A 14,923-nucleotide genomic window follows, 5' to 3' on the forward strand; every position below is an offset into this window, starting at 1 on the left:
CAATAAGAAATAAACAATTAAAGAACATCATAGAATTTGTTCTAAACCAACAACCGATCGTCCTTCCTTGCTTGCAGGGAAGGATAAGAAAATGGAACAACAAATCCACTAGATGAGCTTCATCAAAAAGATTCATTCCGGCTGAAAAGTCGGGATATTTTATTCGTATTGTTTCAACAATCCCAACATAATAAGGTATTGGGCGGCAATATAGCACACCATTACCAACAATCCTTCGTATGGAATTGATACGAGAAAACGATTTACAGCAATCAGCGAATCGGATAATACAAAAAACAACGAACCTGCAAACACCAGACTAAAACTAATGGGATGACCGTTGCCAAAGCGGTTGAGAGCCATGGCCGACATAGCTAAAATTGCAAGCACATACACAAATATGGCAATGCGAAGAGCAAGCTCGAGTTGCGGAAAAAGCACAATATAAACGATAAGCCCAAAAGCGATGTACGGGATTAACCACATGGGTTTCTTTTTTAAAAATGGTTTTTTCCCTGAAAGATCGATAGTTCGCAAAAACAAAAAGGAATAAACCACCTGGGCAATCAAAAACGAAGCAATACCACAAACAAAGTATAAAAAGTCTGCGGCAAACATCATAAAAAGGTCGCCAATCCAGCTAAAAAGAAAGGCAATGCCTGCCAATACTACCACCTTCTTGTCAATATTTTTTGCATGTAAAAAAAAAATAACCCGCAATCCAAATGAGCAATAAAGGTTTGGCAAAACGATCAATCTGTGGATTATGTAAGAACTCGCCCAATAAATCGGCAAAAACAATTGCAACAAAAAGAATATGAAGCAAAATCTTTTTCATTAATTGCTGTTTGTGGTAAAAGTAAGACTATTCGGATAAAAAATGAAACCAATTGTTAAAAACAAGCTTCCTCCAACAAGTACTTATTTACATACTCGTTAACGCCGTCTTCCAATTCAAAAAACGGTTTATTATAGCCAACATCGCGTAACTTTTGCATTTCTGCTTCGGTAAAGTACTGGTACCTTCCACGCAAATCAACAGGTGTGTCAATAAATGATATTTCCGGATTTTTGTTCATGCTATCAAACACCGCTTTAGTAAGGTCAAGAAAAGAGCGGGCTTTTCCGGTTCCCACGTTATAAATGCCCGAATTATCCTGATTTTCCATAAAAAACATCATTACATCGGCAATGTCTTCAACGTAAATAAAATCACGGCTTTGTTCACCATCTTTGTATGCTTTGTGGTGCGAACGGAACAAGTGCATGTGTCCGGTTTCTTTTATGGTTTTGTAGGCATGTAACACTACTGAAGCCATCCTTCCTTTATGGTACTCATTTGGTCCGTACACATTAAAAAATTTCATGCCTGCCCAAAATGGTGGCGTACGAAACTGTTTTAAAGCCCAAACATCAAAATCGTGTTTCGACCAGCCATAAAGGTTTAACGGTCTTAAATCCCGTATTTTTTTATGTTCATCTGAAAAACCATCTTCTCCATTTCCGTAGGTTGCCGCAGAAGAAGCGTACAACAATGGCACCTGAATTTCGGAACAGATATTCCACAGCCGTTGCGAATAAATTAAGTTAAGTTGCTGATAAAGCTCCGGTTCCTGCCCAACGGTATCGGTTCGCGCTCCAAGGTGAAAGATAAAATCAACATCCCGGGCATTTTTTATTAACCATTTAAAAAAATCGTCGCGGTCAATAAATTTCTGATATTTCTTTTTTAACAGATTTAAATCTTTCCAGGGGTCATCAAATTTGTCAACCAATACCAGGTCGTTATAACCTGCTTTGTTGAGTTTTCCTACTAAATAACTTCCGATAAATCCGGCAGCTCCTGTTACAACTATCATCTTAACGCGGTTTCGTTTGGTACAGCAAAAAACTCTGTTTTCTGAAAAATGTGGCATCTGTATTTAAAACTACCTCCAGTGTTTTTTATTGTACGCAACGCAAAATAAATTTAACTTTTTTTAATAGACAAAAATATCTGTAAGAACAGACGGTTTAAACCTGTTTTTGGTTGCTTTTTTACATTGAGTTTTTATTTAAACCGTGTTGAGTGAAAATAGTCGAGGGCTGTTCTTTAAAAAGAAGGCACAATTTATAAACGCTTTTTAATTTACCGGCACAGGTATCAGCCTTAAAATACCGATTACTTCTTCTTTCAAATTTTCAAGAGCAAGCGGTATATTCCACTTTTCCGAATCGCGGGGTTCGACATAATTTGAAACCGATCGTAGCTGGTAACAGCTTACCCCCAGCCAGTTACACACGTAAAATACGGCAGCGCCTTCCATCGACTCAACGTGTGCGGTAAATTTTTCCTTAATTTCAGTAATACTGCTATCGCGGCCATAACTTTTATTGGTAGTAATGCCCTTTACTTTTTTTAACTTGATCCAGCCGTTTGAGTTACTTGCTTTTAGCTGGCCATTTTCAAAAGGAAACTCGTTAACATTTAAATACCCCGATTCAAAAAGGGTTAAAAATTCATGCTGTTTTTCTATACCCAGGTCGGCATATTCATCGCTGTAAACATTTACTACCTCACCAATTTTAAGCTCACGGGTGAGGCTTCCGGCTACACCAATGTTTATTACCGCATCATATTTCTTATCGCGTAAAGCATTTACCAAGTGAAAAGTGGTAAACGAGGTTCCGATTCCAGCTATCAGGATATCGATACTTAAGCCGCCAAGCCGATATGATTTTACCAAATGACTTAATTCTTCAACCTTCTCCAGCTCATCAACAATCAACTTTATTTCCATTGTAGTGGCTGCTACAATCAAAATTTCCATACAATTAATGTTTGTATTTTTTCATTTCTCTTCATCACAAAATCCACTCCCTAAGCTTCGTACTATCTGTATTTATCGCTCTTCTGCCAGGCTGCATCTTACTGCCTGGTTTTCATTCCATCTACTCTTTCATACTGATTTTATAAAAAAAAGTTAATCTTTGTAACTAATAAATTGTAAACAAAATGTGTTCACCTAAGAATAACAACTCGAATGGCTACCAAAGGAATGACCTTTTTAATGAAGAAGCAACACAAAAACTCTCGGGCCACTACAAAAAAATTTTAAGTATTGTTGGCGAAGATCCATCTCGCGAAGGTCTGGACAAAACGCCTGAAAGAGTAGCCAAAGCGATGCAGTTCCTGCTGCAGGGTTACCAAATGGATCCGGTGGAGATTTTGCAATCAGCCATGTTTAAAGAAGATTACCGCCAAATGGTTATTGTAAAAGATATTGAGATTTACTCGATGTGTGAACACCACATGCTTCCGTTTATTGGCAAAGCACATGTAGCCTACATCCCGAACGGCACCATTACCGGATTAAGCAAAATTGCGCGGGTGGTTGATGTTTTTGCCCGTCGGCTGCAAGTACAGGAACGTTTAACCACACAGATTAAAGACTGCATTCAGGAAACTTTAAAACCGTTGGGGGTAGCCGTAGTAATTGAGGCACAACACCTTTGCATGCAGATGCGCGGTGTACAAAAACAACATTCTATTACCACAACATCTGATTTTACCGGGGCTTTTGAGAAAGTAGCTACACGCGAGGAGTTCATTAAACTTATCAGCTCTAAATTGAGTTAACAACTACTGGTATTCAATACACACCGGTGCCGGTAAATCTATTTGTTTACCTGAAAACTCAGGCATACCGGTTTCGTGGTTCATCCGAAAAACAGTAATATTATGGCTTCTCTGGTTGGCAACCAACATCCAGTTTCCATCAGGGCTTATGCCAAAGTTTCGTGGCCAGTTGCCCTCTACCGGCACAGTTCCTAAAAAGGATAACTTCTGATTGGCATTAACCTTAAAAACAGCAATAGAATTATGCCCCCTGTTCGAGCCGTATAAATACTGGCCATCTTTTGATAAATGAATGTCTGCACAATTACTTTCCCCTTTAAAATCATCGGGCAAGGTTGATATGTTCTGAAAAACATACCACTTCTCGTTTTCTTTTTTTATGGCTGAAATTGTTGAATTCAGCTCATTTATCACATAGATAACTTCTTCTTCAGGATGAAAAACAAAATGCCGTGGCCCCGCACCTGCAGGTAGTTTCACAAATCCCTGCTCATATCTTCCAAAGCTTCCGTTCTCAAAATGAAAGATGTTTAGTTGGTCGGTTCCTAAATCGGCACTAAAAATACCCGGTCCTTTAAGCGAAAATTTTATGGAATGTGCGTGCGGGCTTTTCTGGTTGGGATGCGGCCCATTACCCGAGTTTTTAACAACCGTTAATGCCGGTTCTACACCACCATTTTCATTTACCGCATAAACCGATGTTGTTCCTCCGCCGTAGGTTGCGATAGCCACAAACTTTCCATCAGGCGCAACATCAACATGGCAGGGCCCGGCACCATTCGATACTTGTTTGTTTATGAAATGAAGCTCCCCTTTTTCTCCAACCTGGTAGGCCGAAATAAAACCTCCCGAAGGTTCAACCTGCGGTGTAGCCCGAGTTACCACATACAGAAAATCGTTCTGCGGGCTAAGACGTAAAAAAGAAGGATTATCAACCCCCTTAAAAGTATTTTCTAAAGAAATTTCTCCGGATTGTGAATTTAAACTGCAATAGTAAATTCCCTCAGCACCTTCCGTAGTAAATGTACCAACATAAAACATCTGTTTTTCCTGGGCATTGCCAATGGTAACAATAAACAAGAAAAGAACGTTAGCAAACAAAATATTCCGTATCATAGTTATATCTTTATTGAACACTAAAATTAACAAAATATGCAGAAGCCTGTAATTGCTGACAAAGCACCAAAAGCACTAACACTTGAACCCGGCACCTACTACTGGTGCGCCTGCGGAAAAAGTAAAACGCAACCTTTTTGCGATGGTTCGCACCGGGGAACTGAATTTGCGCCCCAGGCGTTTACCATTGATGTAAAAAAAGAAGTATGGCTATGCCAGTGCAAACATTCAAAAACAAAGCCATTTTGTGATGGCTCGCACCGGACACTTTAAGAACTACACCCCCTATACTTTGGTAAAATCCTCTTTTGAGGCATTGCACAAGGGGCATTTCCAATCGTCGGGCAAATCTTCAAAAGGTGTTCCCGGAGGAATACCCAATGCCGGGTCGCCCTCTTCCGGATCGTATTGGTAGCCACAAATATTGCACGAAAAAATGCCGTCATCGCCCGGCGTTTGGTCACTGGCTTCTTCGGTTACTTCTTCGTAAACTATCGGCTCAGGCTCATCGCCCAATTTTTCCTTTTCAATATAAGTTGGTGCGTTTTTAGGCGACAACATTTTGTATTTTGCATGATAATACGCATAAGTAAGCGGCTCTTCATCCGATAATTTATCACCATCAACCACCTCGGCTATAATCAGATAATGCGAACCCACATCACTGTAATCAAGCACTTTACAATCAAACCATGCCACCGATGAATCGACTACAATTGGCGCACCCGTTTTTGCTACAATAGTTTCAACCCCCTGAAATTTATCAATATCGGCCCCCGACATAAAGCCAAACTTACCTATCAGAGATGTATCGACTTCCTTTTTCAGAACCGAAATGGAGAATTTTTTACTATCAATTATTTTCTGGGCACTATGGTTGTTCTTATGACAACTGATTGCAATTTTGGATGGTTCGGCAGTAATTTGAAATGCCGTATTGGCAATGTAGCCCACTTTCTCTCCATTAAGCTCTGTGGCAATTACATACAATCCATATGACAGTTTATGAAATGCGGAATAATTCATAATTTCACTTATTTACAAATATTTGTTTTTGTCGGCAACTCCTATCATACATCATCAGCTACTTAAAATGATGCATGATAGTAGCTGTTTCATTTCGTTCGTTTAAATTTAACAATACAATTCAATATACATTAGGTATGACGCTGATATTTTATTTTTTCTTGCTTTTGCCAACAAATACAACAAAACGGCACAATTATTTCACTCCTAAATTTTAACAAATTCATATCCTAAAATTCTATAATGGGAATTTAGTCACCATTTTTTCCACAATGTGGACATATCTTTTGATTTGTCCCACGTTTTGAGTATTTTTAGGCTTTCTAAATTAGAAAATATGGCCAACCACAAACTAAAAAATCAGTACAAAGTTTTTATTGTTGAAGACAATGTACTTTATGCCCGGGTACTCAAAAAACAACTCTTAGACGACCAGCTGCAAGTTAAAGTATTCCATAATGGTACCGACTTTATAAATGCAATGGGAGAAAAACCCGATGTTGTAACGCTCGACTATACTTTGCCCGATATGACCGGGAAAGAGGTTCTTGCCAAAATTCAGGATAAAATTCCGAACACCCATGTAATTGTTATCTCGGCGCAGGATAATATTTCTACAGCAATTGAGCTGATGAAAAATGGCGCGTACGATTATATAATGAAAGCACCCGACACTCGGGAAAAGCTGAGCAACATCATAAAAAATATATACAAAACCGACCAGTTACAAACCGAAAATACCAACTTAAAAGAAGCCGTCAAGGAAAAATACAATTTCAAAAACCTGATTAAAGGCAACAGCCGCGAAATTGAGCATGTTTTTGAATTAATGAACAAAGCCACACAAACGAATATTTCGGTATCTATTTCAGGAGAAACAGGTACTGGTAAAGAACTGGTAGCCAAAGGAATTCACTATAACTCTCGACGCAGTGCCAAGCCCTTTGTTGCCGTTAACGTATCAGCTATTCCGGAGGGTTTAATTGAGAGCGAACTTTTTGGGCACGAAAAAGGTGCATTTACAGGTGCCGATTTTCAAAAAATAGGAAAGTTTGAAGCTGCCAATGGTGGGACGCTTTTCCTGGATGAAATTGCCGACTTAAACCTGAACCTTCAGGCCAAATTATTACGTGTGCTGCAAGAGCGCGAGTTGGTTCGCCTGGGTGGGCACGATCTTATTCCACTTGATGTACGAATTATTACGGCAACTCACAAAAACCTGGCAGCCCTATCTGCCGACGATAAATTCAGACAAGACCTTTATTATCGTTTACTGGGTTTGCCAATAGAGATTCCGCCCTTGCGCCAGCGCGGAAACGACAAAATTTTGCTGGCTAAGTTTTTTGTTGATGAATTTTGCCGCGAAAACGAAATGGACCAAAAAACCATATCAGCTGAGGCCAAACAAATGTTATCAAACTACCACTATCCGGGTAATATACGAGAGCTAAAAGCAATTATGGAACTGGCCTGCGTAATGTGCAGCCGCGATGTAATAAAACCCAGCCACCTTAATATGAATGTTGATGAAAGTGTACAAAACCTTTTGGCACAGGAAAAAACACTGGAAGAATACAACAACGAAATCGTAAAATTCTTTTTAAACAAATACAATCAAAATGTTCGTTTGGTGGCATCTAAACTGGGTATCGGTAAATCTACCATATACCGGATGCTGCAGAAACACATGGATAATTAATCAATCAGTTGATACCATAAAAAATCCCGGACCAGTTAAGTCCGGGATTTTTATTTGGATGTAAATAATGCTTTATCCTTCGTAGCTATTAACACCTATGGTTTCCATTTTACGATCTACTTTTTTTACCAGTCCCTGTAAAACTTTACCCGGGCCAACTTCGGTAAACGATGTAGCTCCATCGGCAATCATGTTTTCCATAATTTTTGTCCATTTTACCGGAGCCGTTAACTGGGCAATCAGGTTTTCTTTAATTACAGCAGGATCAGAAACCGGCTGTGCATCAACATTCTGATAAACCGGGCAAGCAGGTGTATTAAATGTAGTCGCTTCTATAGCAGCTGCCAACTCTTCGCGGGCAGGTTCCATAAACGGCGAGTGAAAAGCACCGCCAACTACCAATTTAATGGCACGTTTAGCTCCTTTTTCAGTTAGCAACTCGCAAGCTTTATCAATTCCGGCAACCGAACCAGATATTACCAACTGCCCCGGACAATTGTAATTGGCGGGTACCACAACATCATCAATTGAAGCACAAACTTCTTCCACCACAGCATCTTCCAACCCAACAATTGCTGCCATTGTTGATGGCTCCACTTCGCAGGCTTTTTGCATAGCCATGGCACGCTGGGCAACCAGCTTTAAGCCATCTTCAAAATTTAATACTCCGTTTGCTACCAGTGCCGAAAACTCGCCCAACGAGTGACCGGCAACCATATCAGGAGCAAAATCTTTTAATGTTTTTGCCAGTAAAACCGAATGTAAGAAAATGGCGGGTTGAGTAACTTTAGTTTGCTTCAGGTCTTCAACCTCACCCTCAAACATAATATCGGTAATGTTGAAACCTAAAATATCGTTTGCTTTTTCGAATAATGCTTTTGCTTCAGCAGAATTTTCATATAAATCCTTTCCCATTCCGGGGAATTGAGCTCCCTGACCAGGGAATACAAATGCTTTCATCTCATTAAAATTTTTAGTTTTTAAAAATCTGGCGCAAAGTTAAATTAAATTTACAACGACAAAATTCCTTCAGGCACCATTTCCCATAATTTGACACATTCTTTGAAACGGAATCGAACATCAGGTTATTCGGGTCGAGAATTAAGAAAAACACCAGAGAATTACAAGATACTTTATTAACAATCCCAAAATGCTTACCACAAAAAATCGTCGAAAATTATAACGCAGCATGCCGGCCGCCAAAGCAATTACCGGCGACGAAAGCGGAAACAGGTTAAAAAGAAAGATGGTAAGCATTCCGTATTGTTTTATTTTCCGTTCTGCTTTTTCAATCCGTTCGCGCCCCATAAATTCAACTATTTTTAGTGGACGAATTAAGCGGCCTATCCAATAGTCAATAAACTGTGCCACCACTGCTGTTGCCAGCGCCACACCTAGTAATATTTCTGCCGGATAATGGGGCAGATAGTAAATAAAAGCCAGCTCAACCGGCATTAATAAAAAAAATAGGTAACCCGAAAAATGAATGAGGCCAAAAGAAAAAAGGCTTTCCGTTTTATCGGCATAAAGCTCGCGACCAATGGTAAACGAGAACAGACAAATAGCAATTACCGAAGCAAACAGGATAAAATAGAACTTCTTTGGTATTGCTATTTTGTCGTTCATCTACTCAACAGGATTAAAAGTCAATTAATCTGTTAGTAAAGTTACGCAAATGATTTTATGCTGATAATTTTATCGACCATCGGGCTAATACCATCGTTAACCGGGCAAAAAAGTGGGTTATTATTCCCTGTTGCGACACCAAAAATCCGGGCACGTTTACCTATTCAACCGTTACACTTTTGGCCAGATTACGGGGCTGATCGACATTACATCCTTTTAGCAGGGCAATGTGGTAAGCCAGCAACTGCAGGGGCATAACGGCCAGTAGTGGTGCCATGGCCGGGTGCGATTTGGGTATTTCAATTACATCGTTGGCGAGGGCTTTCAGGCCGGTATCGCCCTCGGTAACCACCGCTATAACATTTCCTTTACGGGCTTTCACCTCCTGAATATTGCTTACCACTTTCTCGTAATAATCGTCTTGCGGCGCCACCACTACCACGGGCAAATTGTTATCAACCAGGGCAATTGGGCCGTGTTTCATTTCGCCGGCAGCATACCCTTCGGCGTGTATGTACGAGATTTCTTTCAATTTTAATGCCCCCTCTAAAGCCACCGGAAAAAGGTAGCCACGCCCGAGATAAAGTGCATTTATGGCTTCGTGGTATTTTTCGGCTATCTGGCGTATTTTTTCATTTTCCTGCAAAATAATACGGCCTTTTTCTGGTACGGCAGCCAGCTCTTTCACCAACATTTTATAGTCGGCATCGCTAATGGTTGCTTTGCGTTTGGCCAGTTTTAGCGCAATCATGGTAAGTACGGTTACCTGCGCGGTAAAAGCTTTGGTTGAAGCTACGCCAATTTCTACCCCGGCATGGGTGTACACCCCGGCATGGGTTTCGCGCGCAAGGCTTGAGCCTACCACATTACAAATTCCCAACACTGTTGCCCCTTCGGCCTTTGCCAGGTGCAGAGCTGCCAGGGTATCTGCCGTTTCACCACTCTGGCTAATTAATATCACCACATCATCAGGCGACAGCACCGGCTTGCGGTAACGAAACTCCGAGGCATATTCCACTTCAACCGAAACGCGCGCATACTCCTCAAACAGGTACTCGGCAATTAAGGCAGCATGCCAAGAGGTACCGCAGCCAATAATTACAATACGCTGTGCTTTCTCAATTTTCGGAAACACCTGCATTAAACCACCCAACACAATTTCAGAGTAATCGTTTTGCAAGCGTCCTCTAAATGTTTCCTCAATGGTTTTTGGCTGCTCGTAAATTTCTTTTAGCATAAAATAGTCGTAGTCGCCCTTATCCATTGCCCCTATCTCCAGATTGAGATTGCTTATTTTTAGCGAAACCGGGTTATTTTGAACGTTTTTTAGCGTGAAGCCGTCTTTTTGCAAAATGGCAATATCTTCGTCGTTCAGGTAAATTACCTGGCTGGTGTATTCTACAATTGGCGAGGCATCGCTGGCAATAAAATACTCGCCGTCACCCAGGCCAACCACCAGGGGGCTGCCTTTGCGCGCCACCACAATTTTGTTGTTTTCGTTTTTACACAACACCGCAATACCGTAGGCTCCTACCACTTTAGAAAGCGCCAACTGAACAGCTGCCTCGGCCGACATGGTATCGTCCTGCCGGTAAAAAAACTCGATAAGATTAGCCAATACCTCGGTGTCGGTATCGCTGGCAAATGTGTAGCCATGTGCCTCTAAATCGCTTTTTATTTTGGCGTAGTTTTCGATTATCCCGTTATGCACAATTGAAAAGTAGCCGTTTAACGAGGTGTGCGGATGTGCATTTTTATCGCTGGGCTCGCCGTGTGTAGCCCAACGGGTATGACCAATACCCACTGTGCCGTTGCAGTTTTTTTCGCTAACAAACTGCTCGAGGTCTGCCACCTTGCCTTTTTTTCGGAAACACTCGAGCGTACCATTTAACAAGGCCACTCCGGCCGAATCGTAGCCCCGGTATTCCAATCGTTTCAGGCCGTTAATTAATATCGGAAAAGCCGCTTTATCGCCAATGTATCCAACAATTCCACACATATTTTTCTGCTGTTTATTTTTATATCGAGAAGCAAACTACTTTCAACAAAAGCATACTACCCAATGTTTTAGTTTGCAATTTCTACCGAATTTTTATTCTCCCTAACCTGCATCATCAGTTCAATCATCTGGGTGCCGAGCTGTTCCTTTTTCTCCATGTGCTCCCGAATCTCTTTAACGGTAACATTACTTTCAAATTCGCCACGAACTTCTGCAAAGTCCAGTTCGCGTGCTTTGTTTTCACCGTCAACACCAAAACCGGTCATTTTACTCATCGAGAATTCTTTTCGTGCATCTTCGTATAAAAAGCGGTCGATACCCAACACGCTTTCTTTCCATTTTTTTACGATGGTAATTACATCGGCTGCCTCAAACGCGTTGATATTTTTGCCGTAAAACTGCTCCAGTACTTCTGCTGCCCAGGTCCATTCGTAATTGTAATAATTTTTGTGTAGGGTTGCCAGTGCCGAGTTCAACTCCTCGAGCGATTGCACAGAACCATCCTCAACCGAGGCCAGCAACTGATCGAGCGCTTCAAAAGGACAAATCATTCCGCAGAGGTCGACCCAATAGCCCTTGCCAAATTTTGTAGTAGGCTGTAAACCGGCTCTAATTTCGGTGGCCGAATTGTACTTCCCTCCTATTAAACGGGTAATAACCGAGTTGCCCAAAAATTTCCAGATGGCCATTTCGTAGAGTTGAATCCCCCTGTCGAGCGCGCGTTTTTCAATTTTCATTTTTTCGTAGCTGTAGTGGGCAGCATTCTTTCCCGATGATTGGCGCAGGGCAAGTAATTTCTTACGTCCCTTAATCATTTTATCGATGGTATAAGGACTTAGCAGATTAAAGTTAATCAGATCGAGCAGATTTGAATCGGCTCGTTTGTCGCGCTTGGGCCACTTTTGTGTATCGCGAATGGTACCAATACTTTTTAGATTAATTGCCGGCACCAAAATACTTTCATCTTTGCTCTCAATTAAATACGAGAAAGGAAAATCGGTGGTATCGCAATGTTTGTAGTGTCGTCCCATAACCAGCGAAAAAGCTCCAATGCGCGATGGCCACAGCAGATACGAATCGCTGGTGGTTTTTGCCCCACGCTCCATTATTCCCTGGTGAATAGGACCAAGCTTATACAAATGATTACTCTGATTGGAACCGCTACCCGCATTTAAAAACGAAAACATTCCGGCAATTAACAATGTAGATTTGTGATGGGTAACGGTGTAAGGCCCTGCAAAAATAGAGCAAGCTTCGCCATGGAAGCCCTGACAGTTGGCAAAAAACAGAGAGTTTTCAGCCGAATAATGCTTATCGAGTACACAACCCTGCCCCACAAAACATTTTGAAACCAGCGTGGCGTCGGCAATTGTCGTTCCCGAGCTAACAATAAAGTCGTCCATTATAACGCCTTCGCCAATATGTACCGGCGCTTCGTAGTTACTGTTCAAACTTCCGTTTTGCAGTTTTTTAGCACCATCAATAGTGGTAGCCGGACCAGTTTTTACATTCAGAATGGTATTGCAGTTCACAATCCTGGAATCGGCTCCAATAACACCAAGGGTATCGGTAACATATTCGGTATAATTGGCAACCATACTTTTAAGCGAGCGCACGAGCGCCGGGCGGTGACGATACAAAGCCATCATGTAGGCCACATGTGCCGAAAGGTAATCGTAAATAGGAATTTCGCGTCCTCCGCCTTCGTTAATAGCTTCAACGTTAACACCGTTACCAAACGAGGTTTCGCCATCAACCGCCAGCGTTGTTATGTTATGTATAATTACATTTTCCTCAATGCGATAATTGGCAATATAACTGCGTACATTGTGAATAAGGGCATTTTTACCCACCTCGCAATTGTGCAACCAGGCATTGTAAATTCCGGTTTTAAAGGTTATTCCACCCACCAGTTTTACGCTGCCGGTAAATCCATTTAAACGAATTCGCCCGGTAAACTTGCTGTTTTCAATACTGTCGGGTATAAAATCGGGTGCCACCTTAACCAGGCTCCAATCGGTTGACGAACAGCCCTGATGCACCAACTGTCCAATCTCTTCGTCCAATAAGTTTCTGTAATTGTTTTCTGCGTTTTGAGTCATAATCTGACGATTTTGTATTCAAAGGTATAGCAAAAAACAAAACCGCTAGCAAACAAAAACATAACATATACACATCATCACACAACATTAACAAAACACAAATCTTATAACAAATTGTATTTTAATAGATTAAAACAACTCAAACCACTACATACAAATCTAAACACAAATACAAAACTTAATATCAAAGCTGCTCCAGGTAGAACACGAGGCGTGTTTTTACATTAATTCCGAGCTTTTTTCGTAAGCGAACACGCGAAACCTCAACACTTTTTGGTGTAATGTTTAAAAGGCCGGCAATTTCTTTACTCGACAAACCCAAACGAATGTAAGAGCAGATCTTTTTGTCGTTTACAGAAATTAAGGGATGTTTTTTTTGCAAGCGCTCCAGAAACCCGGGGTGAATTTTATCGACCTGATTCTCCACCATACTCCAATCAACGGCCTGAACCGAATTGGTCTGCAAAAGGTCTTTTAGTTGCCGAAGCGTATCGGGCGCTTTCTTTGCACCACTTTTGTGTTCCTGCTGAAGAAGCGCAGCGGCTTTGCTTAACAACTCGTTTTTCTGCGACAATTGCAAGAGAAAAGATACCAACTCCCGGTCTTTGAGCTCGAGTTCTGTTTGCAAACGATTTTTATTTCGGCTATCAAAGGCTTTGGTTTTTTCAAGCTCCAGAATATGCCCCATGGCTTGTTTCAGGCGGGTAATATCGAGCACCGAAGCCCGAATTCCGAGGTACTTGCCTATTTTGTCGTAAACACCACGCACGTTCATCATAAACCAGCGCAATTGCTTGGTGCGGGTAAGCACTCTAAATTCGAGGGTTTGATGAAGTAAAGTTTGATTGAGTGCCCCTTGCAGAAAGTTAGTGTATTTTTCTTTGTCGGCATCAAAAACCAGCAATTCGTTAATCCCGGCCGATGCTATAATTTGATTTGCCGAGTAACCGGTTAGGTCGTAACACGAGGGCGAGCAATATTTTATGGCTCCGTTGGATTCAAACCACAACTCCCATGCAAATGCAAAATCGGCAATTTGCTGGTAAAAAGCACGTTTAGTTCGCTCCTGCTCTTCCTGAAATTTCAAGTGTTCGAGCTCAAGCTTTAACTTCGACACCTCGCTCTCGAGTGCCTCTATTCGTTTTATTTTCGCATGATCTTTATCGCCTGCCATGCAATAAAATTAAAAAATATTGGCAAGTATGGCTTTGTCTATCCGCAATTAGCAAAAAGTATTAATACTGTGTTTTGTCTTCCTTGCTTTTCCAGCCTTGAAAAACCTCCTGCGCTTCTTTGCGCATCAGGTTTTCGAATTTTATTTTACGCTGAACGGGTTGCAGTTCCATTTCTTCGTAAATAAAATGGTCGTCGAATTGTGCATCGGCAGCATCTTCTTTTGTAGCGGCATAAATTACCTTATCCGGACGGGCCCAGTAAATGGCACCCAGACACATGGGGCAAGGCTCGCACGAAGTATAAACCGTACATCCTGTTAGCTGAAAAGTATTTAACACCCTACAGGCTTCGCGAATGGCCACCACTTCGGCATGGGCCGTTGGGTCGTTTGATGATGTTACCCGGTTGCAACCTTCGGCAATAATTTCATTGTTTTTTACAACCACTGCACCAAAAGGTCCTCCGGTGTTGCTCTCCATTCCTTTTTGGGCCAAATTTATTGCGGCCTGCATAAAACGTTTATGATTGTTCATGGCTTTGTTTTTCGTCTATCAAATATA

14 protein-coding genes are annotated in these 14,923 nt (G+C 41.4%); 3 read left to right on the forward strand and 11 right to left on the reverse strand.

Annotated elements, in window-relative coordinates; translation table 11 throughout:
• Positions 1 to 159: 159 nt before the first annotated feature.
• From QZ574_RS11990 to mqnB, 3 genes are all read right to left on the reverse strand, one after another.
• Positions 160 to 810, reverse strand: coding sequence for a lysoplasmalogenase (locus QZ574_RS11990; protein ID WP_363314059.1), 651 nt, complete (start codon positions 808 to 810; stop codon positions 160 to 162).
• 83 nt (positions 811 to 893) lie between these two features.
• The gene (rfaD, locus tag QZ574_RS11995) at positions 894 to 1,859 is read right to left on the reverse strand and encodes an ADP-glyceromanno-heptose 6-epimerase (protein WP_297089757.1); all 966 of its coding nucleotides are present in this window, start codon (positions 1,857 to 1,859) and stop codon (positions 894 to 896) included.
• A gap of 264 nt (positions 1,860 to 2,123) precedes the next feature.
• Complete coding sequence (gene mqnB, locus QZ574_RS12000) at positions 2,124 to 2,810, reverse strand: futalosine hydrolase (RefSeq protein WP_297089760.1); 687 nt, start codon at positions 2,808 to 2,810, stop codon at positions 2,124 to 2,126.
• A 185-nt stretch (positions 2,811 to 2,995) separates the two neighbouring features.
• On the opposite strand from mqnB, the gene folE reads away from it, so the two are divergent.
• Entirely contained in the window at positions 2,996 to 3,619 is a 624-nt protein-coding gene (gene folE, locus QZ574_RS12005) for a GTP cyclohydrolase I FolE (protein WP_297089762.1), read from the forward strand.
• Positions 3,620 to 3,622: 3 nt separating this feature from the next.
• Here folE and QZ574_RS12010 read toward each other — a convergent pair whose 3' ends face one another.
• Positions 3,623 to 4,735, reverse strand: a complete 1,113-nt coding sequence (locus QZ574_RS12010) for a lactonase family protein (protein WP_297089763.1) — start codon at positions 4,733 to 4,735, stop codon at positions 3,623 to 3,625.
• Between the two features lie 36 nt (positions 4,736 to 4,771).
• Here QZ574_RS12010 and QZ574_RS12015 point away from each other — a divergent pair, with 36 nt between their 5' ends.
• Positions 4,772 to 5,008 (forward strand): CDGSH iron-sulfur domain-containing protein, encoded by a 237-nt coding sequence (locus QZ574_RS12015; protein WP_297089765.1) that lies wholly within the window; start codon positions 4,772 to 4,774, stop codon positions 5,006 to 5,008.
• Between the two features lie 12 nt (positions 5,009 to 5,020).
• Here QZ574_RS12015 and QZ574_RS19455 read toward each other — a convergent pair whose 3' ends face one another.
• Positions 5,021 to 5,761, reverse strand: a complete 741-nt coding sequence (locus QZ574_RS19455; RefSeq protein ID WP_363314063.1) for a flavin reductase — start codon at positions 5,759 to 5,761, stop codon at positions 5,021 to 5,023.
• 337 nt (positions 5,762 to 6,098) lie between these two features.
• On the opposite strand from QZ574_RS19455, the gene QZ574_RS12030 reads away from it, so the two are divergent.
• Entirely contained in the window at positions 6,099 to 7,460 is a 1,362-nt protein-coding gene (locus QZ574_RS12030; RefSeq protein WP_297089767.1) for a sigma-54 dependent transcriptional regulator, read from the forward strand.
• Positions 7,461 to 7,532: 72 nt separating this feature from the next.
• On the opposite strand, the gene fabD is transcribed toward QZ574_RS12030, so the two are convergent.
• The 6 genes from fabD to QZ574_RS12060 all read right to left on the reverse strand — a co-directional run bounded on the left by fabD (position 7,533) and on the right by QZ574_RS12060 (position 14,896).
• Positions 7,533 to 8,420, reverse strand: a complete 888-nt coding sequence (fabD, locus tag QZ574_RS12035) for an ACP S-malonyltransferase (protein ID WP_297089769.1) — start codon at positions 8,418 to 8,420, stop codon at positions 7,533 to 7,535.
• 141 nt (positions 8,421 to 8,561) lie between these two features.
• Complete coding sequence (locus QZ574_RS12040; RefSeq protein WP_297089771.1) at positions 8,562 to 9,086, reverse strand: VTT domain-containing protein; 525 nt, start codon at positions 9,084 to 9,086, stop codon at positions 8,562 to 8,564.
• A 160-nt stretch (positions 9,087 to 9,246) separates the two neighbouring features.
• Positions 9,247 to 11,085: a glutamine--fructose-6-phosphate transaminase (isomerizing) gene (gene glmS / locus QZ574_RS12045; protein ID WP_297089773.1), complete on the reverse strand. Its 1,839-nt coding sequence runs from the start codon at positions 11,083 to 11,085 to the stop codon at positions 9,247 to 9,249.
• A gap of 68 nt (positions 11,086 to 11,153) precedes the next feature.
• Positions 11,154 to 13,187 carry a DUF4954 family protein gene (locus QZ574_RS12050; protein WP_297089775.1) on the reverse strand — a complete coding sequence of 678 codons (2,034 nt, stop codon included), beginning with the start codon at positions 13,185 to 13,187 and terminating at the stop codon, positions 11,154 to 11,156.
• Positions 13,188 to 13,371: 184 nt separating this feature from the next.
• The gene (locus tag QZ574_RS12055; protein ID WP_297089776.1) at positions 13,372 to 14,361 is read right to left on the reverse strand and encodes a PAS domain S-box protein; all 990 of its coding nucleotides are present in this window, start codon (positions 14,359 to 14,361) and stop codon (positions 13,372 to 13,374) included.
• 61 nt (positions 14,362 to 14,422) lie between these two features.
• Complete coding sequence (locus QZ574_RS12060) at positions 14,423 to 14,896, reverse strand: nucleoside deaminase (RefSeq protein ID WP_297089778.1); 474 nt, start codon at positions 14,894 to 14,896, stop codon at positions 14,423 to 14,425.
• Positions 14,897 to 14,923 lie beyond the last annotated feature (27 nt).

This window comes from uncultured Draconibacterium sp., assembly GCF_913063105.1.
Taxonomy (GTDB): Bacteria; Bacteroidota; Bacteroidia; order Bacteroidales; family Prolixibacteraceae; genus Draconibacterium.

Coding starts and splice junctions, on each gene's coding strand:
- QZ574_RS12050 (WP_297089775.1), bottom strand. CDS start 13,187: ATGACTCAAAACGCAGAAAACAATTACAGAAACTTATTGGACGAAGAG.
- glmS (WP_297089773.1), bottom strand. CDS start 11,085: ATGTGTGGAATTGTTGGATACATTGGCGATAAAGCGGCTTTTCCGATA.
- QZ574_RS12010 (WP_297089763.1), bottom strand. CDS start 4,735: ATGATACGGAATATTTTGTTTGCTAACGTTCTTTTCTTGTTTATTGTT.
- folE (WP_297089762.1), top strand. CDS start 2,996: ATGTGTTCACCTAAGAATAACAACTCGAATGGCTACCAAAGGAATGAC.
- QZ574_RS12040 (WP_297089771.1), bottom strand. CDS start 9,086: ATGAACGACAAAATAGCAATACCAAAGAAGTTCTATTTTATCCTGTTT.
- QZ574_RS12055 (WP_297089776.1), bottom strand. CDS start 14,361: ATGGCAGGCGATAAAGATCATGCGAAAATAAAACGAATAGAGGCACTC.
- QZ574_RS12015 (WP_297089765.1), top strand. CDS start 4,772: ATGCAGAAGCCTGTAATTGCTGACAAAGCACCAAAAGCACTAACACTT.
- QZ574_RS12030 (WP_297089767.1), top strand. CDS start 6,099: ATGGCCAACCACAAACTAAAAAATCAGTACAAAGTTTTTATTGTTGAA.
- QZ574_RS19455 (WP_363314063.1), bottom strand. CDS start 5,761: ATGAATTATTCCGCATTTCATAAACTGTCATATGGATTGTATGTAATT.
- rfaD (WP_297089757.1), bottom strand. CDS start 1,859: ATGATAGTTGTAACAGGAGCTGCCGGATTTATCGGAAGTTATTTAGTA.
- mqnB (WP_297089760.1), bottom strand. CDS start 2,810: ATGGAAATTTTGATTGTAGCAGCCACTACAATGGAAATAAAGTTGATT.
- fabD (WP_297089769.1), bottom strand. CDS start 8,420: ATGAAAGCATTTGTATTCCCTGGTCAGGGAGCTCAATTCCCCGGAATG.
- QZ574_RS12060 (WP_297089778.1), bottom strand. CDS start 14,896: ATGAACAATCATAAACGTTTTATGCAGGCCGCAATAAATTTGGCCCAA.